The following is a 26892-nucleotide window of genomic DNA, read 5'->3' as shown; positions in this document are numbered from 1 at the left end:
CGACCCTCGCGCCGAACGCGGCACGGCGGCAAAGCCGCTCCGTGCCGCGCCACCCCCACGTGCAGACTGGCTTTCGACGCGGCCCGGTGCCGCGTCCTTTTGTCTTGCCTTCCGCCTTTGCCTTCCGCTGTCGCTCCAGGCACCGGCGTCCCGGCGGCGCTGCTGTGCGAGCAGCCAGCGCGCCGGCGAACGCTGCGACGGCCGCAGACCGGGCGCGTTCGAGGCAAGACGCCTGCACATGGGAAGGCAGCGCGAAGTGCAGCGCGGATGCGCTCGCACTGCACGCGCGACGACATGCGGAAAGCCACTGGATCGACACGACCGATGGCACGATGAGATGCACGGCAGCGTGCAGCGAGTCGGCGGCCATCATGGGCGTTCCTCCAGCCACACCGGATGCGCGACGCCGATCACGGCGGATGCGCTGACCGGGCCGAAGTAGCGGCTGTCGAACGATGCCGGATTGGTCACGCTCAACAGGAACAGTTCGCCCGGTTCGAGGCGGCGGCAAAGCTGCAAGGACGGCAGCGCCCGGCCCATCCGGTCGGCGGGCAGCACGGCGGCCGCAGGCACGCCGTCGATGCGTACCTGACCTGCGACGATGCAGACGTGTTGCGGTGCGACCGCACCCACACGCTTGAGCAGTGGCACGCGGGTCGGCAGGTAGCCGCGCTGTGCAGCCAGCATGGCGGCCCTGGTCGGCAGCGGCACCAGCACGATGCTGTCCACGGACAACGGACGTGGCAGCGCAGTGGTGCGCGGGTCGAACGGGTCGATGCGATACCAGCCGACCGCCACGCTGTCGGACGGGTTGTAGGTCAGGCGCGGCAGCGGCGACACGAAAGCCGCCCAGGCCAGCGCAGCGAAGCCGATGGCGGCCAGTGTCGCCAGAACGATGCGAGTGCGCAGGCGCGAGCGAGGAAGCGGCGCGCTGGCGGTAGCGGTCGGCGCGGTCATGGCAACACCCTCCCGGCCAGCCAGGCGGTGTGCCGCTCGGCGGTGTATTCGGGCAGCGCATGGCGCGCTGCAAGACGGTTGCCCAGCGTGCGCCAGTACGCGGGCGACACGTCGATGGCGGCGATGCCCAGCGCCTCGATGCCGTCGATGCGTTCCAGCACGGCGCGCACGTTGGTATCGCCTTCGGCGTGGAGTAGCAGGCGCGCGCCCGGCTGCACACCGGGGATGCGCTGCGCCGCGTCCAGTGGCGTGCAAGCCTGCATCACCATGAGCTGCCAGCGGATCGTGCCGTAGTCGTTGGCCTGCCAGCGGATGCGGCAGAACATCGCGCCAGGCAGGAACACCGCGCAGCGCCGCCAGTCGTCCAGGCGCAGCGTGCGTGCGGGCTCGCCGAAGCGCAGATAGAGCTTGAAACGGGCCTCGATGTAGGCCAGCGCCACGCGCGTCAGCGGCGCGCTGGCGGATTGGCCGGAAGGCACGATGAATGATGGCTGTGGCGCAGCCGTGGCCGCGCCAGCGGCAGGCGAAGCGGATGCCGTCATGGTGTGTTCTCCCTGTGGTTCTCGGGAAACTCCCGCTCCAGCAGGCCGCGCAGCAGATCGGCCACGGTCACGCCTTGCGTGAAGGCCGACACCTTGATGCGCGCCCGCATGGCGGGCGTAATGTCGAGGGTCAGGCGCGCGGTGTAGAGGTCGCCTTTACCCAGTGCATCGGCATCGCCCTGGCGAATCCACGCCTCGGCGTGCGGATTCGCGGGCGGACGTGCGCCGATGCCGACGCGCTTGCCCGTGCGTTTGCTGTTGGGCGGCTGCTCCGCTGTCATGTCGGCCACCGCAGCAATTCGTCCACCAGGGCGGTGATTTCGCGGGCAGCGGCGCTGTCGGGTGCTGTCTCGCGTGCGAGCCGGCCAGCGGCCACGCTGTCGGCGAACACGATGCGCTGATGCACTTCCGAGCGCAGCGCAGGCAGCGGCTGTTCGGCCAGCGATTGCCGCGCCTCGCGGCCGATGATGGTGGTGCTGACGCGCCGGTTGATGACGAAGGCCGCGCGCAGCGCCGGCCGGAACACCTGCGCCTCGCGGATCAGCGAAACCATTTCCGAGCTGGCCCACAAGTCGTAAGGGCTGGGCTGCACCGGGATCAGCACGCGCTCGGCCGCCAGCAGCGCGGAGCGCGCCAAGGCGGCAATCCTGGGTGGCCCATCAATGACGACGTGATCGGCCCGCCTGGCGAGTTCTGGCGCTTCCTGATGCAGCGTTTCGCGGGCCAGGCCCACGGCGCTGAACAGCCGTGGCAAGCCTTGCTGGCTGCGGCGCTGCGTCCAGTCCAGCGACGAACCCTGCGGGTCGGCATCGAGCAGGACGACATGCTGGCCGCGCAGCGCCAGTTCGCCCGCGATGTGCGTGGCGAGCGTGGTCTTGCCGACACCGCCTTTCTGGTTGAGCAGAGCGAGGATCATGGCGCGGCCCTCCGTGTTGGAAAGCCGGTCTTTCGCTCCTGCGTTTGGTGCCGTTGGGTGGTTGTCCACCGAAACGGCGCGCTTCTACTAAAAGTTATGTATTTACTGTTAGGGAAGTTAAGGGACGCAAAAACCCAATGCTGGCGCGGCTTTGCAGCCGATTTTGTTGCCTGATAGCACGAGGATTTGTTGCCTGATAGCACGAGCCTCCTGTTGCCTGATAGCACGAGTGAATTAACAGGTTTTCCCAGACTTATCCCCGTGCCGTGGGCGGCACGGGCCGGAAGGTCAGCAGTTCGGTTTTCTCGCCGGGCATCCGCTCGATGCCCAGGACGTAGCCGGGCAGCGACTGCCGCGCCACCAGGGCGCGCAGGTCGGCGGCGAAGTCGTAGAAGCGCGCCACGCTGCCCGATTTGCGGTACAGGTGCTGGAAATCGAACTGCCAACCGTGCTCCTGCCGGCCGCCGTGCTTGCGCACCAGGCGATACAGCCATCGTTCGATGCCTCCAGTGAGCCGGAAGTACGTCGGGTCGATGGTCAGCACCAGGGCGGCGTCCAGCACACCCGCATAGAACCAGTCCGGCAGGATCAGTTCGATGCCCAGCGGCACGCCGCTGGCATCGGCCAGTTCCTTCCACTCGTTGATCCACGAGAAGCGATGCAGGCGCCGGCCTGTTGTCTCTCGGATGGACGTGGCCACCGTGGTCGATTGCAGGCGATCCAGGGCCGCCTTGAGGCGCTGGTAGTCGCGCAGCGACGTACCGCGCCCGATGAAACGCAGGATCTCGTAGGGACGCACCTGCATCAGCCGCGAGGTCGGGATGCCCGCATCGCGGGCTTCCACGATCTGCGAGGCGGCCCAGATCAGGATGTCGGCATCCCAGATCGTCGCGATGCCGTGCTCCTGCGTGCCCTCCACGCGGATGGTGATGCCGCCGGCGCGGAAGTCGATCGGCGCGGTGCGCCGCGACTTGGCGAGCGAGAAGAACGGAAAGGCCATCAAGTCCTGGCTGTCGCGCGGCGCCATGTCGCCCGGCAGCGCGCGGAACAGGTCGAGCTGTTCCCGCTGCTGCGCTGGTCGCTGCCGCAGGGGCAGCGATGGGCTGGACATGGCGATGGCCACCGGCGAGCCAGAAATCAGCGGCCGTCACGGTAGTCGCCCGCATGCCGCTCGGCATATTCCGGGTCGGAAGTCGCCGCGAAGCTGCGCGCATCGGCCCAGGCGTCGAGGTCGCTCACGGCGTACATGACGCGGCGGCCGAACTTGCGGAACTTCGGCCCGCCGCCGATCACGCGCTGTTTCTCCAGCGTGCGCGGCGACAGGCGCAGGTAGTCGGCGGCTTCGTCGTTGGTCAGGTAGCGTTGGGGCTGCGCGGGCGCAGCGACAGCAGCGGCGGCAGGCCGCAAGGGAGCGGGTCGCATGGGATGTACCTCCATCAAGCCCGGCCACACCACGCGGCCGGATAGAGGCACTTTCAAGAAAGCGGGGCTTCTTGCTAAGGGACGATCTGCGGGGGACGCGAAACGTCCCCCCTACTGCAACGGCAGCAGCGGAAGCTGTGCCAGGCGGCGATAGCCGCCGCGCATCAGCGCATCGCCACGACGTACCAGCCGCCGCACGCGAGCACGCAAGGCGCTGTCCTTGTGCCAGTCGGCGGCGACGGCATCCGTGCCGAACAGCCCTTCAGCGACTTCGCGCAAGGACGCGCCCGCCAGGGTCGCGTCCAGCGCCTGCAAGGTGTGCAGTTCCAGCACCGCAGCCGTCGTGGGCCGGGAACGGGCCGCCGCCGCAGGCGCGGCAACCGTTGCCACGGCCAATGCGTCCAGCTCGGCCGCGAGCGTGCGATAGCGCGCGCAGGGCGTGGCGCAGGCGCGGGTGGCGTAGAGGTAGGCCATGCCGTCTTCCAGGCCCGACGCGAGCGCGAGCCGCAGGCAGCAGCCGGGCCAGTGCGACACCAGCACCAGGCGCTTGCCATCGTGGATCAGTTGCTTGCGGCCGGGAACGCGCCAGAACTCAAAGGCATGGGCTTCGGGTGGTGGGTCATCGTCCGGGTAAACCTGCACGACAGCATCGTGATCGGGGAACCAGGCCGGATGCGCATCGCGCGCATCCAGGGCCGGGTTTTCCAGCAGGCGCAAGCCCCAAGCCTGCGCCGCGTCCGGTCGTCGGCGACGGCGTAGCCAGTCGCGGCGGTAGTCGGGGTGACGGCGCAGGTATTCCCACGCCAACGCGGGGCCGTCCAGGTGCAGGACGTAGAGATAGGCCGCTGTCGGATACCAGTGTTCGGCGCTCGGGTCAGCCATGACGCAACCTCCTGTCATTCAGCAGGAACGTCGCCACGAATTCCGCCGTGCGGGAGCTATCGAACCGCCATCAGGTCGTCATCAAGAATGGTTAAGCTGCAAATGTTGGTGTCAAGACCGTTTGGCTCCGGCACGTTGCGAAAATCGTCTGAATGCGACGGCCACACCGTCATAAAACTGACGCGCAGCACTTGACACCGTGCCTTAGTCCAGGCCGAAGATCATGACCGATTGCAGCAGGGTCGCACCGCTTCGGTGCAAGGATGCGGATTGAGACCTGGACGGTCTTGACCAAGACTGAAATAGTCACAATGCGCCTCGGCTGGCCGGGCCATGCTGTCTTTCATCAGTCCGTGATCGCGCTGTTCTCCTGCGCCAACCGGACGTACTCCGACAACGAACGCACCGCCTGGAAATACCGATCCCGTCGCACTGGCAGTTCGCGCGGCCCAACGATGCCAGCCAGATCGGACAGCTTGACCGTCCCGAGCGCGGGCATTCCGATCCCGAGGTCGATCAGGCCGTAGGCCGTGTCGCCATCCGCAGGATCGAGCGACACCAGCAGCCAGGTCACATGCGCGTCTGGGGTGAACAGCCGCACCACGGGCAACGGGTCGAGCCGCTGACCAGCGGCTAGCGCCGCGCCATGGGTCAGCAGCCGGGCGCGCTCGTCGGTGGTGACAAGCGACAAGGTCATGGCCGGAACCTCCATGAAACCGAGGATGCGCGGATGCGCTTCTGCGTCGAAGCACGGAACCGCCGAACCGTCTCTTTGTTTTCGTGGGGAAGCACGGACGCGCAAGCCATCGCATCCGTAGAAGCACGCAAGCGCAGAAGCGGAATTGTAGGAAGCCGGAAAGACACGGATGCGATTCCCCGGTTCTGTCGGAATCCGTAATTACGGATTTCCGTAAAAGCACGAAAGCAGCCTTTCAGCCATTAATGAACACTATAGATTGTAGCCCTATAGGGCGCAATCGGCTGTCATCTTGGTTTTTATGGGGAAACCAAGTTAGTGACAGCGAAACACTCATTGGCAACGGCAATACGGACAGTCAGGAAGGCGCGAGGCTTGAGCCAGGAAGCGTTCTCCGACGTGTCCAGCCGCACCTACATGAGTACGCTGGAGCGCGACTTGAAAAGCCCGACCATGCACAAGCTGACCGAGCTATGCGAAGTCATGGAAGTGCATCCGCTGACGCTGTTGACGCTGGCCTACGCCGGCGACGACGCGCACAAGGTCGATGAACTGCTGGCGCAGGTGCGCCAAGAGTTCGAGGCCGTGCTGAAAGAGCGCGACGCGCCCTAGCGCGTCTGGATTTCCGCAAGCGGAGCGCGCAGCGCCGCCAGGTGCGAAGGCGTGAGGGATTGAAGCCGAATGGACATGACGCCATTGGCGGCATGGGGCGCAGCCCGAAAGCCCGGCGGCGCAATGCGCCGACACGCCATGCTGTGCTTGCTGCCACGGGCTTCGAGCCATCCGACCATCGCCAATGCAATGCCTGCCCTGGACATGCCAAGCATCGGGCAACTACCGAAACCCTGTGCGTGCGGTGCTGCGATCAGCAGCATCGCGCCCCGCCGCAATGGGCGGGGCGCGGTGGGCGGCTGTCAGGCCGCCTTGGGTTTGCTGCGCGACCAGATCAGGTCGTGCGTGCCGTTCTCACCTTCGATCAGGCGGGCATAGACCGTCGCCGGGAACGAAGGATCGTCGATGGCCACCGACAGGTAATCCCGCCCGGCCTCGCTGGTTTTCTTCCACGCCGCGCCGAAGTCGTGGCCGGCCGCCTGAAGGCGGAAGTCCGGGGCGCTTTCGTTCTCGCCCTTGTCGTTGGGAACCAGCTTGGCCTTGACGTTGAGGGTCAGGGTGCGGAGCTGGCCGGTGAAGCCGTCTTTCTCTGCGGTGAAGGTGCCGATGTTAGCCATGATGATTTCTCCTTTCGGGTTGAACAAGGTCGCGCCAGTGCGTCCTTGTTGTGATCCGTCCGGCGGGGGATGGGCTGGCCGCACCGCGCAGCGGTCGCAACACCGTGGAGAAACTGGAAGCGAAAAGAATTTGTCCCGCGAGGAATGCGCGCAGCGCAGGGGAAATTGTTTTCGCTGCAAGGTTGCGGCCATGAAGCCCAGCCACCGCCAGGATTCACAACAACACAAGGACGTACTGGCCGCCCGCTCCCGAATGGAGACATGGCCGACTCGGCATCCCCGCGCGACGGATTCACCGGCCTGCGCCCTGACACGGGCAAGGACAACACCCGGCGACAAGGGCGAAAGCGCCCCTGACGTTGCAGGCGGCCTTTTGCATGCGGCGTGGCGTGGAAGCTCCATTGCAGGGCCGGACGGCGTGTCGGTGAACCGTCCTCCGTGACGTACAGGCGACGAACCGCCAGCGTCGAGGACGGCACGCTTTCGTGCAACCTGCGGCAGCAAGCCGGGGCGTAGCCCCACAAGTCCCGCCCATTGCGGCGGGGCGCGTTCGGAATGTCGTCGGCGCTATGCGCCGACGCACTTATGGGCTTCGAGGGTTTCCCGCGCACAAGGCCACTTGTGCGCTGCCCCTTCGCCGCCTGCCCGAAGGCGGCGAAGGGGCGTTCTGGCTTTGGGCCTCGAAACCGGGCGCGGCCACCGCCGCGCCCGGATTTTTGACTATCGGCACCAGGGCGGTACGGCCTGGTGCCGATGCTGATGGAACAGCGAAGCGCCCCGGCCGGAACCGGGGCGCTCGGTGATGGTGAAGATCAGGCGGCGAGTGCGTGGGCCTGTTGCTCGTCGGCGTTGTCGATGGCTTCCGGTTCGTCATCCGTCACGGTCTGCGGCGCATCCTGCGCCGTGGTGTCGTCGGTGCCTTCAGCCTTGAACACGGCGGGCATCCAGCCGGTGCCATCCGCCAGCCGTTCGGCTTCGCTAGCAATGTCGGCCTTCTTCAACTTCGCCAGCCGGGTGATGTGCGCCGGGGCGTACTGCTCCACGGCTTCCAGAATCGTGGCCTTCGGCACATGCCGGAAATAACCCTCATTGGTGGGCTTCCACCATGCGGCCATGTCCAGCCCCACGGCCTGCGCCAGTTCCGCGCCCGGTTGCTGCTGCGTGGCGCGGGGTGTCACCACGTCCACCGTAACGGCCACGCATACCGCCAGCAGCCGCACCAGTTCATCTTGCGACTTCGCCAGCAGCACGGCGAACAGTTCGGCGCTGTCTTCCGGCAAGCCTTCGCCTGCTACCTGCTGCAACTCGCGCAGCGCGACGGCGGCGGGCGAATCCGGTATGTCCGGGGCGATGCCTTCCAGCCGGTCTTGCACTTTCAGGCTCACGCCCAGCGGCAGGTCGTGGCCGTAATGGCTTTCTTGCAAGACAGTCTGCACCATGCCATGCACCAGCGCGGCCAGCGCCACTTGCGGATGCCGGGCGACTTCGATTTGCAGCGCGGCGGTGCGGTGGGCGCTCAACCGCTGCGCCAGCTTATCGGACATGGCGGCGGTCTTGGGCTGCTCGTCGTCTTCGCCTTCGTCGTCGTTCCCGGCTTCGCTTTCGCTGCCGAAACCTTGGCGCAGGCGTTCCAGCGTGCGCAGCGCCTTCGCTTCGGCTTCGCGCAGCAGCCCGCGATGAATCACGGCCTGCCCGTTACGGTCGATGGTGACGATGGCACCGGCTGCGGCCTTCACGGTCGCGCCGAAGTCCTGCAAGCCATCTTCCAGCGCCTGCAACTGCTCGCCTACGGATTCGCCTTCTTCCTGCAAGGCATCGGCCTTTTCTTCGTCCTCGGCATCCAGCGCGTCATCCACGGCTGCGGCCAGTTCGTGCAGCTTGGTTTGCAGCTTTTCGATGCGCTGCGCTTCGCGCTTGCGCGGTTCGCGCCGTTCCCTCGGCGCACGCTGGAAGGCGTGCAGGTCGGCATGGGTCACGGCGGGCGTGGCATCCACCCATGCCCAACCTTCGGCCTTCACCTCGGCGGCCATACCGGCCAGCTTGTCTTGCGCCAGCCGTTCCAGCAGCGCGGCATCGGTCAGATACACGCCCGCATCGCCTTCTGCGAACAGGTCGCGGCGAATGCCGCCGCCTGCGGCTTCGTAGGTGTCCAGTTCCACGAACCGCACCAGCGGATGCCGGTAGGCGTCGATTTCGCGCTCGGTGAGGCGGTCGCGCAATTGGGAAGGGTTGCGCTGCCACGTCGGCGCGTCATAGAAGGCGCTTTCCTGTGCGGTGTGGTCGTCGGTGATGGCAAGGGCCATCAACTGGTCAAGGCTCACGGCTTCTGCGCGGTAGTCGGCCAGCAGCCGGGGCGAGACGTTCGCCAGCTTCAAGCGGCGCTGCACCACCAGCGGGGACACGCTGAAATCGGCGGCTATGTCCTCGATGGGTCGGCCTTCGGCCACCAGCGCCGCGAAGGCTTCAAACTGGTCTGCCGGGTGCATGGCTTCGCGCTGCACGTTCTCGGTGAGGCTGGCCGTGCGGGCGGTGCCATCGGCCACCAGCAGGCAAGGCACGTCCCATTCCTTGCTGATGCGGCGCTTCTTCGCCAGCAGCTTCAACGCGGCCAGCCTGCGGCCACCGGCCACCACTTCGTAATGCTCACCATCGGCGGCGGCAATGACGATGAGGTTTTGCAGCAGGCCGACCCGCTGGATAGAAGCGGCCAGTTCGGGAATGGACATGCGCGGGGTCTTGCGCACGTTGCGGCCAGCAGGACGCGACACCAGCCGCGACAGGGGAACCAAAATCAGGTTCTTGGTCGGGTCGGCGGCTTCCAGCGGGATAGCGGCGGCGGTATTGAGGGCGCGGGCTTCGGTTTGGGTAACGGCGTTCATGGTGATAACTCCTATCGGTTCAGGGATGCAGCAGCGAAGAAAGCGGCAAGGGCTGCTGCCTGCCCCTGCCGCGTGGGGAATCAGGCTTTCAACTGGCGCAGGCCATCGGCCAACATCCAGAGGGCGCGATTGAGGCGCACATCGGAATCAATGCCCTGCACCGGGCGGGTCTGCTGGCGGCGTCCGTTGGCGCTGCGGCCATGCAAGCCGCCTTTGGTCAGGTTTTCCTGGGTGCGGTTGAACACGCTCCACAAGTCCGGGCGGCGGTCGTCGAACCGGCGCGGCATCAGGATTTGTGATTCGGTGATGGGCGCGGGCTTGTTGTCGGTGGGGTCGTACTTGAGGGCCAGCGCGGCGCGGGCGAACACTTCGGCCTCGCCTTCGTCCAGCGTGATCGCGCGCATGGCATCGCAGGAATCCTTCACCCGGTCGAAGCCGCGCAAGACTTCGTAAGCGCCTTCGATGACATGCCCGGAAACGTCGCCCTTGTGGGGCACGCGCACATCGGCCACGGTGTCGCCGCACACAAGGCCATTGCTGCACACGAACCGGAACATTCCGGCCAGCATCTGATAGCTGCTCGTCCCGTCATGGGAATTGAGCAACACGATTTCGTTAGCCTCCGCGCCGTTGATCTGGCTGGCGTGGCGCAGGCGCAGCATGTGCTTTGTATGCTCGCGCTTGCCTTCATCGCGCACGCGAGTCTGGCAAACCATGAACGGCTGGAACCCTTCTTTGCGAAGCTCGGCCAGCACGGCGGCGGTGGGGATATAGGCGTACCGCTGCGAACGGCTTTCATGCGGCGCGTCCGCGAAGATGGACGGCGCTACGCGGTGAATCTGGTCATCGGTCAGCGGGTAGTCGCTGCGCAGCGAGGGGGAACGGGAAGCGAAACGGGATGCGAGTTGCATGATCTTTCTCCTGACGAAAAGGGTTTGCTGTTCACACCGCACACCGGATTCCAAGATTCGGAGCCCAGCCTTTCGGCTGTTCGGTGCGGTTGGCACGAGGAACCCGGTTGGCCCTGTTGCCACCGTCTTTCCTGAGTTCATCGCCCGCGACGGTCAGGAGCCCACGGACGTGGGCCGTCAAGGAGAAAAGCGTCAGGTAGGTGCGGCCCGCAGGCGCAGCCGAGGACACGGCCTGGCGCGCCTTGACGGCACGCGGACACGGGCTACAGTCGCGGACAAGGTGATGAAGTCAGGGGAGACGGCTGGACATGGCAACGGCCGTCCCCGTGTGCTGAACTGCACGCAAGCGCAAGCGCGCAGGCCCGGATCGAGGATTCCGGGCCGAAGGCGTCAGCCGAGCGGAGCGAGGGAACGATGGAAGCCCGTCAGGGGCGAGACGCCGCAGGCGGCTCGATGCGCCACGCGCACGACAGCGCGACCGGCCATCTCCCAGGGGGCCGGGGACGCCCGGATTGCATTGGCGTGGGTACCTCAGAGCCGGTTCATCAACAGTCGCTCGGGTACCGACAAATCAGGCAGGGTTCAATACGCTGTGAAGCATCTAAAACATCAAGGACAGACCGTGAGTTCGTCTCAAACCGTGAATCCGCAGCAAGCCTGCGAAGACCTCCTCCTGGAGGGAAAGCAGTACAACATCGAGCACCACATCCTGCCCAGCGAGAACGCGGTCGCGGATCGCCTGCTGGCGCGTGGCGTCGAATTGAAAGACGCCTACGATGAATTGCATGGAAAGCTCCACGCCCGGCCTCCGGCGCTCCAGGTCTTTCTCGGCCTTGTGTTGAGCACTGCCGCTTTCTGGAATCCACAGAAGATGCTGAAGGCGCGCACCGCCCGCAACGACCTCACCAACGTCAATCAGCAAATCGCGAGAAAGGCGAATGAGTTGGCAGAACTGCTGGATCAACGCACCGATCTGCACAACACCTCGGGTTTCAGCAGCGAAACCCACTATCACGTTGGCGACGTGATCGAGGCTGCATCCCAGAACAACTACCTGTTCCAGTCATATGTACAAGAGAAGCTGGATGCCCTCCGGGGCCAGTTCGATCTGAAGTATTGGCCCTCATTGGGCGACTTCATGCGCGAACTGGCATCGGATGCTGAGAAGGCGGAGATGGCGGCCACAGACCCACTGACGGCCGCCGCCACTGCGGCGACCCGTCCCTCCAAGGCCGACTTCTTCAAGGCACTGTTCGCTTCGATCGAGGAAAACAGCACGGAGAACTACGGCCAACTGCCAAGGGCGTTCAAGCTGACCGATCGGACATTGGCCTCATTGGCGAACTGCGCACTGGATCTCGGCCCCGACGAACTGGTGGACGAAGCCTACGTGAAGCGCCTCCGTCAGCGTGAGCGCAACGGAACCGAGTAGCACGGCGCAGCAAAAAGGGGCCGAAGCCCCCTTCGTCAGATCAGGCCACGTTCGGCAAACGATGTGGTGTCGGTGCCTGCAACGATGATGTGATCCAGCACGCGCACGTCCACCAGCCCCAGCGCCTCCTTGAGCCGCTGGGTCAGCGTCCTGTCGGCACCGCTCGGCTCGGGATTGCCGCTCGGGTGGTTGTGCGACACGATGACCGCCGCCGCGTTGAGCCGCAGCGCCTCCTTGACCAGCTCGCGCGGATACACCGATGCGCCGTCGATGGTGCCTCGGAACATCTCGGCGTACTCGATCAGCCGATGCTGCGTGTCCATGAACAGCACCGCGAACACCTCATGCTCGAAGCCGGCCAGCTTGGCGCACAGGTACTCCTTGACCGCCGCCGGCGACGTGAACGAAGTACCACGCTGCATCTTGCGCTCGATGGCCTGGCGCGCGGCCTCCAGAATCTGCTCGGCAGTCGCGAGCAGGTAGCGCCCCTGCGCGTCACGCACCATCAGCGAGGAATCGAACGAGGAAAAGGACAGTTGCGACATGATCGTGCTCCGGTTGCTCGGGCGGAATTGCCCGGAACCGTGGAGAGCACGGCGCAGCGCAAGCAGTCAGGGATCGGAGACGGCCATCAGGCCGCAAGCGTGCGAGCACGCGCAGTCATTGACGGCGAGAACGCCGTGATACAGTGAAGGGAACAGCAAGACCGCCTACACCCTCCCATTGCACACACTGGCCCTTGTGCAAGCGGAGCGCGCAGGCCCGTCAGGGCCGAAGGCGTCAGGGGTCAAAGCCGAATAGCCGCGATTCGGCACGAAGCGCGGGGCGCAGCCCGTGAACCCGACGGCTGCACGCCGGGACGCACTGGATTGATTGTGCGCTACTCCACGGGAGCGAGTACCAAACCTCGGCCTGATTTCGGCACCAATTCGGCGTATAGAGATTTTCGTCCGACGATGACAGCAATCATTGGCCGCTTGTCCCGACGCTTCGCTGATAAGCGGTTCCATTCCGATCTATCCAGACCAGAAGGGTGAGGATGATCCTCTGGATGAGTGTGCCATTCCCCCAAGTAGCGGATGGTCCCGTTACTCCCCGTCCATCGCGCCAGGGCAATAGATTCGTGACCAAAGGGCATACGCTCGAATAGACATCTGAATCGTTTGTCATATTCCGTAGGGGCCGTTGCTTCCTCGATAATCATGTGAGCCCCATGAACTGAACCAAGCAGAATTCCACCAGCTTCACAGGCGGTATCAATAACCTGAATATGCTGGCAAAAAGTCTCCAGTGCGGAATCCGTAAAATGCAGCAACGTCCTCCTGTCGCCAGTGGCCCAAGAACTCATGAATTGCATACAGGACATTCCGGGTTCCGCAGCGGATCACAGTCGGGCGTGGCAGATTGCTGGGTACGGTCGATGACCCTCGTTCGAAGTGCGGGGGAATGGACGCCGTTAACCCAATCAAGCGCCATCTCTGCGCCCAGGCTGGCAGCATGCACCGACACCGAGGCAGGAAACGGCACGTATAAGCCCTCACATCCGTGCCCCGCCAAGATGGCAGGAAGAGGATCAACTGTAGAGCGGAGTTCACCTCTTCTATTGCTATGCCAAAGACATCGGTAGCAAGCACCAGATGCGTGCGTTCTCAATAGTGCGCGGACAGCCGTACCCGGCCCCTCTATCCAGACCGAAAGCATGGGCGTAGGTGGTGGATAGTGGCCGCACAGCCAATGCCCGAGGGATTCCTCCCCGGTGGCATCTATGAGAAGGTCCAGTTCTCCCAACTGGGCCTGCCTGACATCAACGGGAAGAGAACGAATCTTGGCCCCTGGCGCCAAGCGGTTCAGTTCCTTCGCCATAGCCTCGGCTTTGTTAGACAGCAGATCTGGAAATCCCAAGCGATGGCGCCCGATGTTCTGCGGGAGAAGGCAGTCGAAGTCCACTAACGTGAGTTTTCCGCCGCCTGTCCCCGCCCCGGCCTTGACCAGCATGTCCGACAGATATCCGCCGATCGTGCCGCATCCCACGACGGCCAGGTTCTTACCTGCAAGCGTCTTTGCCTTAGGCATGTTCCGCTGGGCAAGGTAGCGATCATCTATTCTGACCATTGAGATGGGTATCACCTTCAATCCATAGCTGGAATCCCTGCGATCTGCGAGCTTGCTCTTTTGCACAGGACGTTGGCGGTCATAGAGAACCACGAAGCCATACGTCATCAACGGGGATTCGACGACGATCAGAACGCCATTGGCCTTTTTCCTTTCTCCTTCCTTGATGCGTTCGTGAATCTTGCGCCGGCACCGAGGGTCAAGGGTGCTTTGCCATGCCAAGATATCCCTCACTGTTTCAGGAGGCCAATGGCTGGTCAGAGGACGGGGTTGAGCACCCGTCTTTACCCGGTAAGTCAGCACCGTTCTATCGGTGACTTGGTAGCCGAGCGACTTCAGTTTTTCTGTTGTTCGATCTTCGTTGTCGGTGATGAACCACAAGGGATTCCCATTGGCCTGCGCGACGATGCAGTTCTGCCGCCCCAAATCCTCGCTTTGCATGTCCACGAAGCAAAGCCCACCGTGCCAGTAGGCGAAGAACTCTTCCGCGAGATCTTCGATCATCTCCCCCTTCAGGATCTGCCCGAACAAGACGGCCGCGCGTTGCAGGCATGCCAGCGACTGTCCGACAGGATCGTAGATGTCCAGGACGACCGTGCCCTTGGCGAGATAGCAAAGCCCGCCATCTGCGCCAAGATGAGGAACCGCAGCTGGCAGTTCGGAGGGGATTTCCAGCAGCCGGATGCGAGGTAAGTCGAAGAACGTCGGATCGAGCTGAACCTCGCACGGATAGCCCTTGCCCAATTGGGGCGGGATCAACTGTCCGTGCAGCCTGAACCAGCCGTCATCCGTCTTGCCAACAAACGCGAAGCCTTGCTGCTCAAAGGCCTCGATCACGTTTGCGACCGCTATGGCGCCGCTCATCCGGCCTTCGTTCGTCCGACGAGTTCGCTCGGACCAGCGGCGGCGGGAGCGGCGGCGATGGTGGCAACGATGGATACCACCTTGACCCGATCCGGCTCATTCGGAAAACGCGGGCCGAATTCGCCCTGCATCCAGATGCAAGCTTGTGAAGGGCTGCTGGCGTCGGTTGCGCCACGAAGCACCTTCTCAAATTCTTCGAACGCCTTTGCAGCTTCTTCGACACCGGCTTTGCCCAGCCGTACCGTAAGCGATTCGGATTCATCCACGGGGTTGTTCACCCCCGCACGCAATCGGGCCGGTAGTGCCGCGACGACATCTAGCAACGCGAGGTCGTCGCGCCGATCACGCTTTTCAAATAGCGGAGCCGCGGCGGCCATCAGCAGGATCGAAGAGGGCCCGCCGCTGGACCACCTCCAATCGCGGAATGCCTTCAAGTAACGAACCACGCGGCGGAACTGCTCCCCCTTAGCTTCCACTTCGCCCAGGAACCACTCCTTTACAGGCCTAGGATCAGAGGGCATCCAATTGCATTCACGATGGGCAAGTAAAACCTTGTCGCGCGGTAATGCCGTCCACGCATCTCGCTCCGCTTTGATAATGGCATCCATCACCGAGTCGTAGCCATATCGCCTCATTGAGGCCTCGGCCAGATTCACGAACTCCTGATCGGGGATGGCATATAGTGGGATGTCAATGTGGGCATAGGCAGCAATGACAATGCGAATGCAAGTCGGCTTGTCAGTGACAAGCTTCCACCCCTTTTCTTCGACCAGCGGCCTTAACGCCTCTTCCGCAGCAGTAAAGAAAACTGTTGCCGCTGTGCTGGGGCGCTGCGTCTGCGAGACGAAACTCATTGGTAGATAGCAACCATCATCGACATCCGCCTGCTGCGGACGTTGTGCCGGCGAGTTCAGCGTCTTGTATGCCCACGACCCCTGCGTAAAGAAGCGCGGCTGCGGTACGTCTTCTGTGTATCCGCCAGCTCTCATCACACGAGGAATGCCCGTGCGTAGGCAGCTTCTGACATCCGTCCGTGCACTGGCGATCTTGGTACGCTGTTCAGGCGTCAAATCCAGCTCATCATGGATGCAGGATTCGTCGTCAACAGTGGTAAAGAAAAGCGGGCTCAGGTTCAGCATGCGGCCTCCGGTACATTCTTGTTGGGGCCGTGATAGAAAATGGGGGCGCCGGCCTGGTGCGCCCGAAATGGTTGAAAAAGAGGATCGCCAAGCGCGCGCTGGGCCGCGTGGTTGCCACGATCCTTGAGCGTATTCGTGGCGCCAATGGAAACCCGATCCAGCGCCTTCACGTCCTTGCTCTGATCAGGCGTTGCCTTGTCGTCGATCTGGAAGTAGTTGTTCCCCAACAGCTGCCTCAGCATGTAGTCCACGGACGATTCCTGGGCGGAGATCACCAGATCGAAGAGTCCTCCGCGCCACTTACCGAATCCTCGGTCAAGGCTAGCGCCGCCACGGACGGTCGCACCAATCGTCATCGTGCCGATGGAAAGAACCCGAATCCGCACATCCTGTTTCGGTGCCAGGAACGTGTTGACTTCATGCAATCCGAACAGGCCGGGGGCATTACCTACCAGTCCGCCATCCGCGAAGACACCGCGGTCGTTGCGCGCCAGCGGAAAGTAGACGGGCGCGGCAGCGGTCGCCAACGCAACATCGACGATCTTCATGCGGTGATCAAATTCAAAGGAAGGGTGGTGAGGTGTCTTGAAAAACTGTCCGCGACCTGTCGAGTAGTTGACTGCTGGTACAAGAACACGATGCTTCAGGTCGCCTACGGTGGTTCCCTGGAAGCGTTCGGTCAGCACTTCCCGCAACCCTGCCGAATCATGTTTTGCAGTCAGCCAGAATCCCAGAAGCCGTCTTGAAAGACTGCGGCAACCAAAGATGCGGCTGCCTTCGTCTTCGAACAGTGCTTTGAGTTCGCTGGCGGGGATTTCCGCTGCCAGTCCCAAAGCCAACATCCCTCCTGCCGATGTGCCACAAATCAGGTCAAAGTGGGAAGCGATAGGCCGGCCCAGCACGGCTTCAAGCTCGGCAAGAACCGTGGCCGTATAAAGGCCGCGATAGCCTCCCCCCGACAGGGCGAGCACATGGTAGGTAGGGATGTCAGTCATGACGTCTTAACCTCTCGGGGGAAAGGAGTCGTTGCCGTGGCTATCCTTGTCACGGATACGGCCATCTGGACGATGGATGACGAGTTCGGACTTCTGGTTGCGTGCAATATCCCGCGCTGCATCTATTGCTTGCTGCTGCGTGTCATGCACAGAGGTCGCCCGCTCGTTGCCGGCGCCTTTAACGGCCCAACCGTCTTGATGAGGAACAACATGCTGATTTTTTCCGGCCATGATGGCACTCCTACAATGGAACTATGGAAGTCCCAGCCAGCCGGCTGGGTTGTCAATGGCCGCCCGCTGTAGCACAATACGTTGCTCATGCAGACAACAGGAAGACCAAGCCAATCCAACCTGTAGCAGGCGAAAAATCCGCTTCCGTTGTCTGGCTAGACAACAATGTATCAGAGCATGTGCGCTGGCGCAACACCTGCGCAACATGCGCCTTTGGACTCGACTGAATGTGGGGTTGATGCAACAGAGGGCTACGGCCTTCCCCCGCAACGCAAGGATCAGAACTCATGCCACAAACAGGCTTGGGCGTCGCTATCAAGACGCTACGCGAACGCAGAACCCTTTCCCTGCGTGAAATTGGGCAGCTATCGTCAGTGGACCATGCATACGTCTACCGCCTCGAAACTGGCGAAAAAACAAACCCCTCCCAAGACCTGATTGAAAAGCTATTGAAGGTTCTTAAGCCGACGGAGAGAGATGCTGCACTCGTAACTTGGCTGGTTGACCATGCGGACGCCGACCCGAACCTCGTCGAATTTGTGCTACAAGATTCGTCTATTGGTATCGACGTATTTACGATGGCGGCCGGCGTCAGGCATCGGGGTAACGCAAGGCCTGATCCCGCCACATTGATTACCCGGATCAAAAAGGCCCTTGAGGACGACGACGAGGACGATTGAACATGGACGAATCGGATGTCAGACAGAAAGCACGCGCGTTCATTGCGAAAGTCGATGTTTCTAACATCCGAGGAGACCTGTCTCCCTATGTGACCGCTGCTAATGCCAAGGTCAAGAAAGATGAGCTTGGCGAAGGAGAGTCTGGCTATACCATTACCAAGCCGAACGGGAAGCACATAATCACCGTGAACTCCCTGGAGACTGAGGAACGCCAGCGTTTCACTATTTGCCACGAGATAGCGCATATCGTGCTCGACCTAGAATCGAGTCACGAGGAAGTCCCGTCCTGGTCTTATGCCAAACGGCATCCCAACGAGATCGCCTGCGACACATTTGCCGCTGAACTGCTGATGCCTTATCAGCGATGGCTTTCTGTCGTTCCCAAGGAAGAGCCTTCCTTGGACCTTATCCAGCGCATGGCCGATTTGTTTGGCACTTCATTTCCCGCGGCTGCGTCGAGATTCGCCAGTCTCAGCGATGTTCCGTGTGCCTTCGTCACCATGGAGCGTGGCGCAGTACGGTATGCAGCACGCTCCACGTCTTTGAGACAAGCTGGGGCCTGGATATCACCCAAGTCGGTGATCCCGGCTGGCTCGGTAGCGCACCGAATCAGATCTTCAGGGGTCAACGCCACCGATACGGGGGAGATTTCCCAGGATGTATGGTTCGATAACTGGGAAAAAGGTCTTGATCTCTGGGAGCTTTCGAGGCACTACGCACGTACCGACACCACCATTTCACTACTATGGTTTGACAGTGAAGACCTGCCGGAGATCGAAGTGAACCGCTTCGGCGTGCGAGTGGAGGACGATGGCGGCCTACCGGAATTAACTGGTGAGTTGCCGTGGCCAGGGCGGAGCAAGCGTCGCTAGCTAAGCGTGGCAGCGTCACGCTGCAACTGCCCTAGTTTTCGCTGGGCGTATTGTGAGGTACCGGTCTACGTGATTCGAGCAGACGCCGCGTGTTCTCCAGTTCCTTTTGTAGCAACTCCGCATCCGGCAGCACGGTGCGATAGTTCGCCGCCATCACCTTAGTCGGCAAGCCATCCAGCGCATACCGCGCCAGGGCATGGCCCTTGTCGGCGCACAGGATCAGGCCCACCGGCGGGTTCTCGTCCGGGTAGGCCCAATGCTCCTTGGCATAGTTGCAGTACATATGCATCTGCCCCACATCGGCATGGGTCAAACTGCCCAATTTCAGGTCAATAATGACCAGGCAGCGTAGCTTGCGATGAAAGAACAGCAGATCGACCCGATACCAAGTCTGGTCGATACGCAACCGACGTTGCCGCCCGACGAAGGTGAAGCCTTCCCCGAGTTCCAGCAGGAAATCTTCCAGACGCTGGATCAATGCCGCTTCCAGATCAGATTCCGAATACTCATCCTTGAGGTCGAGGAACTCCAGCACATACGGGTCTTTGATGGCGTCATTGGGCGCGACGGCATCCTCGGGCTTGGCTACCGAACCCTTGACCAGCATCGCCGCCTTATCCTTGGACAAGGCAGTGCGTTCGTAGAACTGGCTGCCGATCTGTCGATCAAGCTGGCGCACGCTCCAACCACCGCGCAGCGCCTCGGCCTCGTAGAACTGGCGGGCATGGTCATCCTTGACTGACAACAGTCGGACATAGGCCGACCATGGCAGGGTGAAGACCTGGGCCAGTTCGGAGAGGTCGAATTTCCGAGACACTGTCTCGGAATTCTCGATGGGCAGTCCGTCTCCAGATTTCCGAGACAGTGTCTCGGAAATTGCCTCAAGGGGATAAGCGACGAAGAAGCGCCGCATGTTCTCCAGGTTATCCGGGCTGAACCCGCGCCCAAAGCGCGCCGTGAGATCGGCGGACAACCGCGCCATCAACTGCTCGCCATAACCGGCCCGCCGTCTGCCTTTCTGCTCGGCTTCGACGATCCGGCGGCCAATCTCCCAATAGCTGGCCGTCATCAGCGCGTTGACACTGCGCGCCGCCGCCTGACGCGCCGCGTCCAGCAGCTCCACGATGCCGCCGTGGATGCCGGCATAGCCAGCCGGTAAGGCAGCGGGTTTCCGTGTTGCCACGGGCGTCTTCCTTGTCATGCTGTCACCTCCATAGAACGGGATGCCCCGGTAATCGCCAGTCGCCGATTCGCCACCAGTTCGGCCGCATCCCGCACCGGCTTGTCCTCGGTATGAACATAGTGCATAAACATCGCCACGGTCTTGTGGCCTGTGAGCTTCATGCCCACCTTGGTCGGCACGCCCGAGTTGGCAATATCGGTCGTCGCCCGGTGACGGATACCGTGCGTACCAACGTGCGGCACGCCAGCGGCCTTGAGCACGCGCGTCCAGCCGCCGTAGTGCTCACCGTGGGTCATGTGCCGGGCCGGATCGTTCGGCGACGGCAGGACATAGGGGCAGCCTTCCCGGCGCGGCGCTGTGGACAACAGCCGATAGGCTTCCTCGCTCATGGGCTTGGATATGCCGCCCGTCTTGCTGTCCGGCCAGACGACGCGGCGCTTTTCCAGATCAATCCAGCCCCACTCCAGCGGGCAGATTTCGGAGCGGCGGGCGGCAAACTCGAATTGCAGTCGGATTGCCAGCGGGATGACGTAGTTTTCCAGTCCTTCGGCTTCCAGCGTCTCCAACTGGCGGAAGATCCGCACCAGTTCATCGTCCACGATAAGCCGGGTTTCCTTGCCGGGTGGGTACATCGGGACATGGCGGCATGGATTCGTCCCATCAGGGCGCAACCCCCACACTTCGGCCAGGTTGAACATCTTGCGCAGCACGCCAAAGGTACGGTTCGCCTCGGCCTGCTTGTAGGCCAGCTTCTTCATCAGCGCCGCCACGTCCGGGCGCTTCACGTCCTGCACCTTCATCCGGCCCATGATCGGGATGATGCAGCGGTCAATGACGCCCTGATAGCCACGCTGCGTGCTGGGCTTGTTACGCTGCTTGGAGTAGTCCTCCATGAAGGTGTGGCAAAACTCCTTCATGGTTGGTGCCTTGCGGGCGGCGTTCTTGGCCGCACTGGGGTCGCCGCCCTTGCGCACCTCGGCCAGCCACTCCTGCGCCATCGTGCGTGCCTGATCGACGGTCAGTTCCCCGTACTGGCCCAAGGCGGGCTTACGGCGCTCGCCCGCGTTCGTGCGGTACTGGAGCATGAACACCTTGCGGCCTGCCGGGGTGATCTTGCACAGGAAGCCGGGCACCACAGTGTCCCGCAGTTCGATGGCCTTGTCTTGGGGTTGTGCCGCATCTACTGCGGACTTGGTGAGCTTGATCTTCGCCATGATGACTCCTCGGAGAGCCCGGTTTCCAAGAGCCGCATGGGAGCCACGCGAGGGGAAGCCGGGTCAAGTTTCGGAAAGCACCGGCATATGTTGAACTCGCCTAAGTGATTGATAAACTTGCTGTATAGAGCCTTGGCGTAGTCCAGCGAATTGCGGTACTGGAGTCATCGTGAAACAAAAAAACCGCCCTCGGGCGGTTTTTTCTTGCGGCTCGCCCCGTCAGGGGTGGGGGAAGCAGGGGAGCGAGCGGCTGAACCTGTGCTCGAACACCAGGGAGGTCTCGAGGTGCACCACCTCTTCCCGGGAGGTGAAGTGATCGAAGACGAAATTGCGCAGGTGTTCGGTATCGGAGACGCACAGGTGCACCAGGAAATCATCCTTGCCGCCCATGTGGAACAGGCTGATCACCTCGGGCAGGGCCAGGATGGCGTCGCGAAACGCATCGATGATCTGGCGGCTGTGACGGGCCAGTTGCAGGGAGACCATGGCCTGGATGTGACCGCCCAGGGCCTGGTAATCCACCTCGCAGTGCGCCCCCTTGAGCACGCCATCCTGCTGCAGCTTGCGCACCCGCTCCAGACAGGTGGACGGCGCCACCCCGACCAGGGCCGCCAAATCCTTGTTGGTCATGCCCGCATCGCGAAACAGATGGGCCAGGATGTCCAAGTCCAGTTGATCCAGGTTTCTCATCTTTACTCCTTGCATCGCTCGATTTTTTTAGACTCTGCCCGTAAACCGGGCCGAACACAACGCAGATTGACATCGCCTCCGGCCCCTCTATGCTGTGCCGCACCCGCGGGATACCCATCCCGTTGCTCCCGGCCACCACGAGGAACCCCATGCTCAGTGCCCATCCCTTCTGGAGCCTGGACGTTCCACGGCTCGACGGCCAGCTCCTGCTCACCCCCTGCCCCGGCAGCCAGCAGGTCCCCATGGCCCACGCCCTTGCCCAGTTGCAGCTGGCCGGTGCCGGCGGGGTGCTGACCCTGATGACGGTGGAGGAGCTGGCCCTGTGCGGGCCCCTCTCTCTCGGGCAGCTGGTGCAGGCCAGGGGCATGAGCTGGTTCCATCTGCCCATTGCGGATGACGAGGCACCGGATGCCGCCTTCGAACAGGCCTGGCCCGGGGTGCAACCCCGACTGCTCGCCCTGCTGCGCGAGGGACGGCACCTTGCCATTCACTGCCACGGCGGAAGCGGGCGTACCGGGCTGGCGGCCGCCCTGCTGCTGATGACCCAGGGGCTGCCCCAGCAGGAGGCCATGACCCTCATCCGGGCCAGACGGCCACGGGCCTTCACCCTGGCCTGCCACCGTCACTGGCTCGATACCCGTGGACGGCGGCTGGCCGGGGCGGACTGATGGGCTCTATCCCTTGGGCTGCTGGTAGGTAAACACCTTGCCGATGTCTTCCACCTTGTAGCTGGTCAACTGGTAGACGTAATAGTTGAGCCAGTTGGAAAACAGCAGGTGACCGTGGCTGCGCCAGGTGGCGCGCGGGGTCTGGCTTGGGTCGTTGTTCGGGTAATAGTTGACCGGAATGACGGGGGTGAGCCCGGCCGCCAGATCCCGCCGGTATTCCCCATCCAGGGTCAGGGCGTCATATTCCGGATGGCCGGTGACGAACACCTGGCGACAATCCTTGGTGGCGGCCAGATAGACGCCCGCCTCTTCCGACTCGGCGAAGATCTGCAGATCGGTGTGGGCGCGGATGAGATCCCCGTCGAAGGCCGCATAGCGGGAGTGGGGCGCCACGAATTCATCATCGAAGCCGCGCAGCAGCGCCTCGTGCTCGTCGAGGCGGTGGTGGCGATAGACCCCGGAGAGCTTCTCGCCGTGGGTCTGCTTTTCCATGCCGTACAAGGCTTTCAGCGCCGCCTGCACCGCCCAGCAGAGGAAGAGGGTGGAGGTGACATGCTGATGGGACCACTCGATGATCTCGACGATGCGTGGCCAATAGACCACCTCCTCGAACTCCACCAGCCCGAGCGGCGCCCCCGTGATGATCATGCCGTCGTAGTTGTTGCCTCTCACCTGCTCGAAGTCGTGATAGAAGTTCTCCAGGTGCGCCTGGGGCGTGTTTTTCGACTCCCGATCGTCGATGCGCAACAGATCCACGTCCACCTGCAAGGGCGAGTTGGAGAGCATCCGCATCAGCTGGATCTCGGTTTCTATCTTCTTGGGCATCAGATTGAGGATGAGCACCCGCAGCGGGCGGATGTTCTGGGTGACGGCCCGGGATTCCGTCATCACGAAGATGTTCTCCTGCCCCAGCACTTCGGCGGCGGGCAACTGGTCCGGGATCTTGATCGGCATGCTGACTCCCTGTACTGCATCGGTAAATATGTCTGGACATCTAGAAGCCTATAATAAAGCGCTCCCGCTGTCATCAGATACCTTTTGTATTCACCCCGCCCTTTGACTAGCATACGGCTCAGTGTGTCCCTCGTGCCCAACCCCATGACAGGAATCAAGATCTCCGTAGAACGGCTGCAAGTCGGCAATTATGTCTCCCTGCCTTTGGGATGGCGCGAGCACCCGTTTCTGTTCTCCAGCTTCAAGCTCAAGAGCGAGGAGGAGATCGAGCTCATTCGTCGCCTTGGCCTCAAGCTGGTGACCATCATTCCCGACAAGAGCGACACGCCGCCCAAGCCCCTCGGACAAACCCAGTCCCAGGCGGATGAGGTTGAAGGAGAGGGTCTTGTCGCCCGCCAGGAGGAGATGCAGCAGGAGAAACTGCGGCGCATCGAGCAGTTGCAGCGCTATCGCCGCGACCTGCAGCAGTGCGAGAAACAGTTCCGCCAATCCCTGGCCCAGGTGCGCAACCTCATGGGCAAGATCCAGTCCCGCCCCCTCAACGCCATCAGCGAGGCCCAGGAGCTGATCAACGCCATGACGGAGCAGCTCCTCTCGGTGGACGAGATGGTGCTGCACCTGGTCTCTGACAGCGATGATGGCAACAGCCTGCAGTTTCACTCCCTCAACGTCAGCGTGCTCAGCATGCTGCTCGCCCGGGAGTGCAAGTTGCCGGCCGAGGCAATCCGCCAGGTCGGCATGGGGGCCCTGTTCCACGACATCGGCAAGCTGAGGATCCCGAGCCAGATCCTGCGCAAGACGGAGCCGCTGACCAAGCCGGAGCAGAACCTGATGGCCCAGCATCCCCGCTACGGCCTGGAACTGCTGGGGCTGGTCAGCGATTTTCCGGAAGCGGCCAAGCAGATAGTGCAGAACCACCACGAGTACCTGGACGGCACCGGCCCCCAGGGGCTCAAGGGCGATCAGCTCGATCCCCTCACCCAGATCGTCTCCCTCATCAACGAGTACGACAACCTCTGCCACCTGGAGGCCAAGGTGCCCTACGCGGCCCTCGGCAGCCTCTACAAGCAGCGCAAGTCCCAGTTCAACGCCGATCACCTCGGCATGCTGATCCGACTGATGGGGGTCTACCCCCCGGGTAGCGTGGTGCAGCTTTCCAACGGCCAGGTGGGGCTGGTGATGTCGGTCGACGCCTCCCGCCTGCTCTACCCCGCCGTGCTGGTATACGACCCCCGCATTCCGCGCCAGGAGGCGGCCATCATCGACCTCGACGCGGCCGGGCTGACCATCGCCAAGGTGATCCAGCCCAAACGCCTGCCCCCGGCGGTGTTCGAATACCTCAACCCCCGCACCCGGATCAGCTACTACTTCGAACACGGCAAGCCCTGAGAGGGCTGGCCCCACCCAAGGAGTCCCCATGCGCATCGAGATCATCAGCACAGGCGACGAGATAGTGACCGGCCTGGTGGTGGACACCAATGCCGCCTGGCTCAGCGCCCTCTTGCTGGAGCAGGGCTGGCAGGTGCGCCGCCGCGCCACCGTGGGGGACAACCTCGCGGATCTGACAGCCGTGCTGCAGGAGAGCGCCAACCGCGCCGAGGTGGTACTGGTGTGCGGGGGGCTCGGCCCCACGGCGGACGACCTCACCGCCCAGGCCGCGGCCGAGGCGTTTGACCAGCCCCTGACCCTGTTCCCGGACTGGCTCGCCACCATGGCCGAACGCTATGCCAGCCGGGGCCGCACCATGGCCCGGAGCAACACCAAGCAGGCCTGGCTGCCCCGGGACTGCGAGATCCTCGACAACCCGGTGGGCACCGCCTGCGGCTTTGTGGTCCGCCACCCGGCCAGCCACGGCCAGAGCCGGCTTTTCTTCACCCCGGGCGTGCCGTTCGAGTTCAAGCAGATGGTGCGCGAACAGATCATGCCCCGCCTCAAGGCGCTGGCCGGGGAAGAGACCGACACCGAGCTGCGCCGTTTCTACACCTTCGGCGTCTCGGAGTCCGCCCTCAGCGACATGCTGGATGCGGCCCCCTGGCCTGCCGGCATCGAGCTGGGCTACCGCTCCTCCATGCCCCTCATCGAGCTCAAGCTCATCGGCCACGGTGCCAGCACCGCCGACATGGACGCCGCCGAGGCGAGGCTGCTTGCGGCCATCGCCCCCTGGCTGGTGGGACGTGGCAACGAGGCGCCTGCCAGCCAGATCCTGGCCCTGCTGGGGGAGCGGTCGCTGCACCTGCAGGAAGGGGAGAGCCGGGGCGCCCTGCTGACCATGTGTCACGGGCACCCGGCCCTGACCGCCGGCTTCAGCCACACCCTGAGCGACGATCTGACTCAACTGGCGGTGCCCGCCGCCCCCCTGAGCCTCACCATAGGCCGTGCCGGGCCGGACGGCGTGCCGCTGCTGCTCTGCGCCGACGGGCAACTGCACGGCCAGACGCTCAGGGTCAGCCACCCGGATCCCGCGAGCGGTCGCCGGATCCTCGCCTTCGCCGCCCTCGACATGCTGCGCCGCCACCTGCTGGGACTGCCGGTGCTCGCCGATTACCTCACCCTGACCCGAACGGCCACATGCCAGGAGGGCGCCCGGGGCTAGAAGTGAGCCAAACCTGCGCCGCCATGGACCCAGTACCCGGCGAGCGCCAGGGTCAGCAGGCAGAAGGCCCTCTCGTAACCCCCGCCGCTCTTGAGGGGCAGGCCGGGCAGGCGAAAGCGCCGACGCCAGGGCCAGAGCAGGGGAATGCCCATGGGGGTGAGCCAGTCCCCCAGCAGATGGCTGAGATAGCCCACGATGAGGGCATCCTTCACCGCCCCCGACAGCAACCAGGGGGCTTCCACCTGGGCCAGCCCCCAGACCCCCATCCCCACCGCCAGCAGGCTGTGGGTGAAGCCGCGATGGCCGAACAGCCGGGAGAGCGGCCCCGAGATCCAGGGCAGTTGCCGCCCGAGCAGGGAGCGGGGGTGATCGAGATCCGGCAGCAGGGCGCTCGCCAGGGCCATGGGAACGATATGCCACAGGCTGGCATCGGCCAGGGCCGGAGTCAGTTCAACCTTGTGGGCAAGCAGGACGCAGGTGACGGAAAACAGCAGGTGGCCTTGGGCGGTCATGGGGCTCGTTCGGTTGGACAGAAAAAGGGGCTGATCGGTGGCGACCAGAGTCCTCGCCCTGAGGCGGCGGCAGATTAAAATCCTTCTCTTCCTGCCTGGCAAGGTGATTTGCATCGCCTCCCTCAACGTGATGGACACTCTGGATAGCGAAAGCATAAAAAGTCAGCATATTGCGCTAAAAAACTGCAATGGAGCCCATGGCATGGCCGGCTCTGCCCCTCTCCCGTCAGCCGATATTTCCTCAACCCGGCTCACCCATTTGCATTCAGATCGTTGACCCGGAAGGAAAAATACCCGAATACTGCGCGTTGGATCCGC

The 26892-nt window shown here is 63.1% G+C and carries 30 protein-coding genes; 7 read left to right on the top strand and 23 right to left on the bottom strand.

What is annotated here, in order from left to right:
• Nucleotides 1-369: 369 nt before the first annotated feature.
• From ACPW74_RS22080 to ACPW74_RS22045, 8 genes are all read right to left on the bottom strand, one after another.
• Nucleotides 370-957, bottom strand: coding sequence for a S26 family signal peptidase (locus ACPW74_RS22080; RefSeq protein WP_049445242.1), 588 nt, complete (start codon nt 955-957; stop codon nt 370-372).
• Complete coding sequence (locus ACPW74_RS22075; RefSeq protein ID WP_049445245.1) at nt 954-1499, bottom strand: DUF2840 domain-containing protein; 546 nt, start codon at nt 1497-1499, stop codon at nt 954-956. The genes ACPW74_RS22080 and ACPW74_RS22075 overlap by 4 nt, the downstream gene beginning before the upstream one ends.
• Nucleotides 1496-1780 (bottom strand): hypothetical protein, encoded by a 285-nt coding sequence (locus tag ACPW74_RS22070; RefSeq protein ID WP_049445247.1) that lies wholly within the window; start codon nt 1778-1780, stop codon nt 1496-1498. Before ACPW74_RS22070 ends, ACPW74_RS22075 begins: the two co-directional genes overlap by 4 nt.
• Nucleotides 1777-2415: a ParA family partition ATPase gene (gene parA / locus ACPW74_RS22065; RefSeq protein WP_049445250.1), complete on the bottom strand. Its 639-nt coding sequence runs from the start codon at nt 2413-2415 to the stop codon at nt 1777-1779. The genes ACPW74_RS22070 and parA overlap by 4 nt, the downstream gene beginning before the upstream one ends.
• 253 nt (nt 2416-2668) lie before the next feature.
• Nucleotides 2669-3538 carry a replication initiator protein A gene (locus tag ACPW74_RS22060; protein ID WP_425858469.1) on the bottom strand — a complete coding sequence of 290 codons (870 nt, stop codon included), beginning with the start codon at nt 3536-3538 and terminating at the stop codon, nt 2669-2671.
• A 14-nt stretch (nt 3539-3552) separates the two neighbouring features.
• Entirely contained in the window at nt 3553-3837 is a 285-nt protein-coding gene (locus tag ACPW74_RS22055) for a helix-turn-helix transcriptional regulator (RefSeq protein ID WP_049445253.1), read from the bottom strand.
• A 111-nt stretch (nt 3838-3948) separates the two neighbouring features.
• Complete coding sequence (locus ACPW74_RS22050; protein ID WP_049445256.1) at nt 3949-4719, bottom strand: DUF2285 domain-containing protein; 771 nt, start codon at nt 4717-4719, stop codon at nt 3949-3951.
• 346 nt (nt 4720-5065) lie between these two features.
• Nucleotides 5066-5416: a DUF2958 domain-containing protein gene (locus ACPW74_RS22045; protein ID WP_049445260.1), complete on the bottom strand. Its 351-nt coding sequence runs from the start codon at nt 5414-5416 to the stop codon at nt 5066-5068.
• Between the two features lie 318 nt (nt 5417-5734).
• On the opposite strand from ACPW74_RS22045, the gene ACPW74_RS22040 reads away from it, so the two are divergent.
• The gene (locus ACPW74_RS22040; RefSeq protein ID WP_071890182.1) at nt 5735-6028 is read left to right on the top strand and encodes a helix-turn-helix domain-containing protein; all 294 of its coding nucleotides are present in this window, start codon (nt 5735-5737) and stop codon (nt 6026-6028) included.
• Here the strand turns inward: ACPW74_RS22040 and ACPW74_RS22035 are convergent.
• The 4 genes from ACPW74_RS22035 to ACPW74_RS22020 all read right to left on the bottom strand — a co-directional run bounded on the left by ACPW74_RS22035 (nt 6025) and on the right by ACPW74_RS22020 (nt 10435).
• Entirely contained in the window at nt 6025-6291 is a 267-nt protein-coding gene (locus ACPW74_RS22035; RefSeq protein ID WP_049445265.1) for a hypothetical protein, read from the bottom strand. The genes ACPW74_RS22040 and ACPW74_RS22035 overlap by 4 nt on opposite strands.
• Before the next feature lie 39 nt (nt 6292-6330).
• Nucleotides 6331-6645 carry a DUF736 domain-containing protein gene (locus ACPW74_RS22030; RefSeq protein ID WP_049445269.1) on the bottom strand — a complete coding sequence of 105 codons (315 nt, stop codon included), beginning with the start codon at nt 6643-6645 and terminating at the stop codon, nt 6331-6333.
• Nucleotides 6646-7457: 812 nt separating this feature from the next.
• Nucleotides 7458-9524 carry a ParB/RepB/Spo0J family partition protein gene (locus tag ACPW74_RS22025; protein WP_055312167.1) on the bottom strand — a complete coding sequence of 689 codons (2067 nt, stop codon included), beginning with the start codon at nt 9522-9524 and terminating at the stop codon, nt 7458-7460.
• A gap of 80 nt (nt 9525-9604) precedes the next feature.
• Complete coding sequence (locus tag ACPW74_RS22020; RefSeq protein ID WP_049444937.1) at nt 9605-10435, bottom strand: DUF932 domain-containing protein; 831 nt, start codon at nt 10433-10435, stop codon at nt 9605-9607.
• 622 nt (nt 10436-11057) lie between these two features.
• On the opposite strand from ACPW74_RS22020, the gene ACPW74_RS22015 reads away from it, so the two are divergent.
• Nucleotides 11058-11867, top strand: coding sequence for a hypothetical protein (locus ACPW74_RS22015; RefSeq protein ID WP_044062347.1), 810 nt, complete (start codon nt 11058-11060; stop codon nt 11865-11867).
• A 35-nt stretch (nt 11868-11902) separates the two neighbouring features.
• On the opposite strand, the gene ACPW74_RS22010 is transcribed toward ACPW74_RS22015, so the two are convergent.
• The 6 genes from ACPW74_RS22010 to ACPW74_RS21985 form a co-directional block, all read right to left on the bottom strand.
• The gene (locus ACPW74_RS22010; RefSeq protein ID WP_044062348.1) at nt 11903-12412 is read right to left on the bottom strand and encodes a JAB domain-containing protein; all 510 of its coding nucleotides are present in this window, start codon (nt 12410-12412) and stop codon (nt 11903-11905) included.
• A 335-nt stretch (nt 12413-12747) separates the two neighbouring features.
• The gene (locus tag ACPW74_RS22005; RefSeq protein ID WP_055312166.1) at nt 12748-13224 is read right to left on the bottom strand and encodes a Mov34/MPN/PAD-1 family protein; all 477 of its coding nucleotides are present in this window, start codon (nt 13222-13224) and stop codon (nt 12748-12750) included.
• The gene (locus ACPW74_RS22000; RefSeq protein ID WP_049444933.1) at nt 13212-14843 is read right to left on the bottom strand and encodes a ThiF family adenylyltransferase; all 1632 of its coding nucleotides are present in this window, start codon (nt 14841-14843) and stop codon (nt 13212-13214) included. Before ACPW74_RS22000 ends, ACPW74_RS22005 begins: the two co-directional genes overlap by 13 nt.
• Nucleotides 14840-15982, bottom strand: coding sequence for a CBASS cGAMP synthase (locus ACPW74_RS21995; protein WP_049444931.1), 1143 nt, complete (start codon nt 15980-15982; stop codon nt 14840-14842). The genes ACPW74_RS22000 and ACPW74_RS21995 overlap by 4 nt, the downstream gene beginning before the upstream one ends.
• Nucleotides 15976-16977, bottom strand: a complete 1002-nt coding sequence (locus ACPW74_RS21990) for a CBASS cGAMP-activated phospholipase (RefSeq protein WP_049444928.1) — start codon at nt 16975-16977, stop codon at nt 15976-15978. Before ACPW74_RS21990 ends, ACPW74_RS21995 begins: the two co-directional genes overlap by 7 nt.
• Nucleotides 16978-16983: 6 nt before the next feature.
• A complete protein-coding gene (locus tag ACPW74_RS21985) occupies nt 16984-17208 on the bottom strand; it encodes a DUF2188 domain-containing protein (RefSeq protein WP_071890187.1) in 225 nt (74 codons plus the stop codon).
• Between the two features lie 287 nt (nt 17209-17495).
• Between ACPW74_RS21985 and ACPW74_RS21980 the strand changes: the two genes are divergently transcribed.
• Together ACPW74_RS21980 and ACPW74_RS21975 are read left to right on the top strand one after the other, a co-directional pair.
• Nucleotides 17496-17888 carry a helix-turn-helix domain-containing protein gene (locus ACPW74_RS21980; protein WP_007182527.1) on the top strand — a complete coding sequence of 131 codons (393 nt, stop codon included), beginning with the start codon at nt 17496-17498 and terminating at the stop codon, nt 17886-17888.
• Between the two features lie 2 nt (nt 17889-17890).
• Nucleotides 17891-18760, top strand: a complete 870-nt coding sequence (locus ACPW74_RS21975) for an ImmA/IrrE family metallo-endopeptidase (protein ID WP_049444922.1) — start codon at nt 17891-17893, stop codon at nt 18758-18760.
• 31 nt (nt 18761-18791) lie between these two features.
• On the opposite strand, the gene ACPW74_RS21970 is transcribed toward ACPW74_RS21975, so the two are convergent.
• The 3 genes from ACPW74_RS21970 to ACPW74_RS21960 form a co-directional block, all read right to left on the bottom strand.
• The gene (locus tag ACPW74_RS21970) at nt 18792-19961 is read right to left on the bottom strand and encodes a PDDEXK nuclease domain-containing protein (protein WP_049444920.1); all 1170 of its coding nucleotides are present in this window, start codon (nt 19959-19961) and stop codon (nt 18792-18794) included.
• Nucleotides 19958-21157 (bottom strand): tyrosine-type recombinase/integrase, encoded by a 1200-nt coding sequence (locus ACPW74_RS21965; RefSeq protein ID WP_049444918.1) that lies wholly within the window; start codon nt 21155-21157, stop codon nt 19958-19960. The genes ACPW74_RS21970 and ACPW74_RS21965 overlap by 4 nt, the downstream gene beginning before the upstream one ends.
• A gap of 219 nt (nt 21158-21376) precedes the next feature.
• On the bottom strand, nt 21377-21847 hold the full coding sequence (locus ACPW74_RS21960; protein WP_010672715.1) for an Lrp/AsnC family transcriptional regulator: 471 nt from the start codon (nt 21845-21847) through the stop codon (nt 21377-21379).
• A gap of 149 nt (nt 21848-21996) precedes the next feature.
• Between ACPW74_RS21960 and ACPW74_RS21955 the strand changes: the two genes are divergently transcribed.
• Complete coding sequence (locus tag ACPW74_RS21955) at nt 21997-22515, top strand: tyrosine-protein phosphatase (RefSeq protein ID WP_042864527.1); 519 nt, start codon at nt 21997-21999, stop codon at nt 22513-22515.
• A 6-nt stretch (nt 22516-22521) separates the two neighbouring features.
• Here ACPW74_RS21955 and metA read toward each other — a convergent pair whose 3' ends face one another.
• Nucleotides 22522-23469 (bottom strand): homoserine O-acetyltransferase MetA, encoded by a 948-nt coding sequence (gene metA / locus ACPW74_RS21950; RefSeq protein WP_010672713.1) that lies wholly within the window; start codon nt 23467-23469, stop codon nt 22522-22524.
• Between the two features lie 144 nt (nt 23470-23613).
• On the opposite strand from metA, the gene ACPW74_RS21945 reads away from it, so the two are divergent.
• Together ACPW74_RS21945 and ACPW74_RS21940 are read left to right on the top strand one after the other, a co-directional pair.
• Nucleotides 23614-24858, top strand: coding sequence for an HD-GYP domain-containing protein (locus ACPW74_RS21945; RefSeq protein ID WP_275059017.1), 1245 nt, complete (start codon nt 23614-23616; stop codon nt 24856-24858).
• A 28-nt stretch (nt 24859-24886) separates the two neighbouring features.
• On the top strand, nt 24887-26062 hold the full coding sequence (locus ACPW74_RS21940; protein ID WP_134997496.1) for a competence/damage-inducible protein A: 1176 nt from the start codon (nt 24887-24889) through the stop codon (nt 26060-26062).
• On the opposite strand, the gene ACPW74_RS21935 is transcribed toward ACPW74_RS21940, so the two are convergent.
• A complete protein-coding gene (locus ACPW74_RS21935) occupies nt 26059-26574 on the bottom strand; it encodes a metal-dependent hydrolase (protein WP_010672710.1) in 516 nt (171 codons plus the stop codon). The two genes, ACPW74_RS21940 and ACPW74_RS21935, sit on opposite strands and share 4 nt — an antisense overlap.
• Between the last annotated feature and the right edge of the window lie 318 nt (nt 26575-26892).

This window comes from Aeromonas sp. INTO2 (assembly GCF_049860605.1).
Classification (GTDB): domain Bacteria; phylum Pseudomonadota; class Gammaproteobacteria; order Enterobacterales; family Aeromonadaceae; genus Aeromonas; species Aeromonas caviae.
This window is presented reverse-complemented; position numbering and strand designations above follow the sequence as displayed.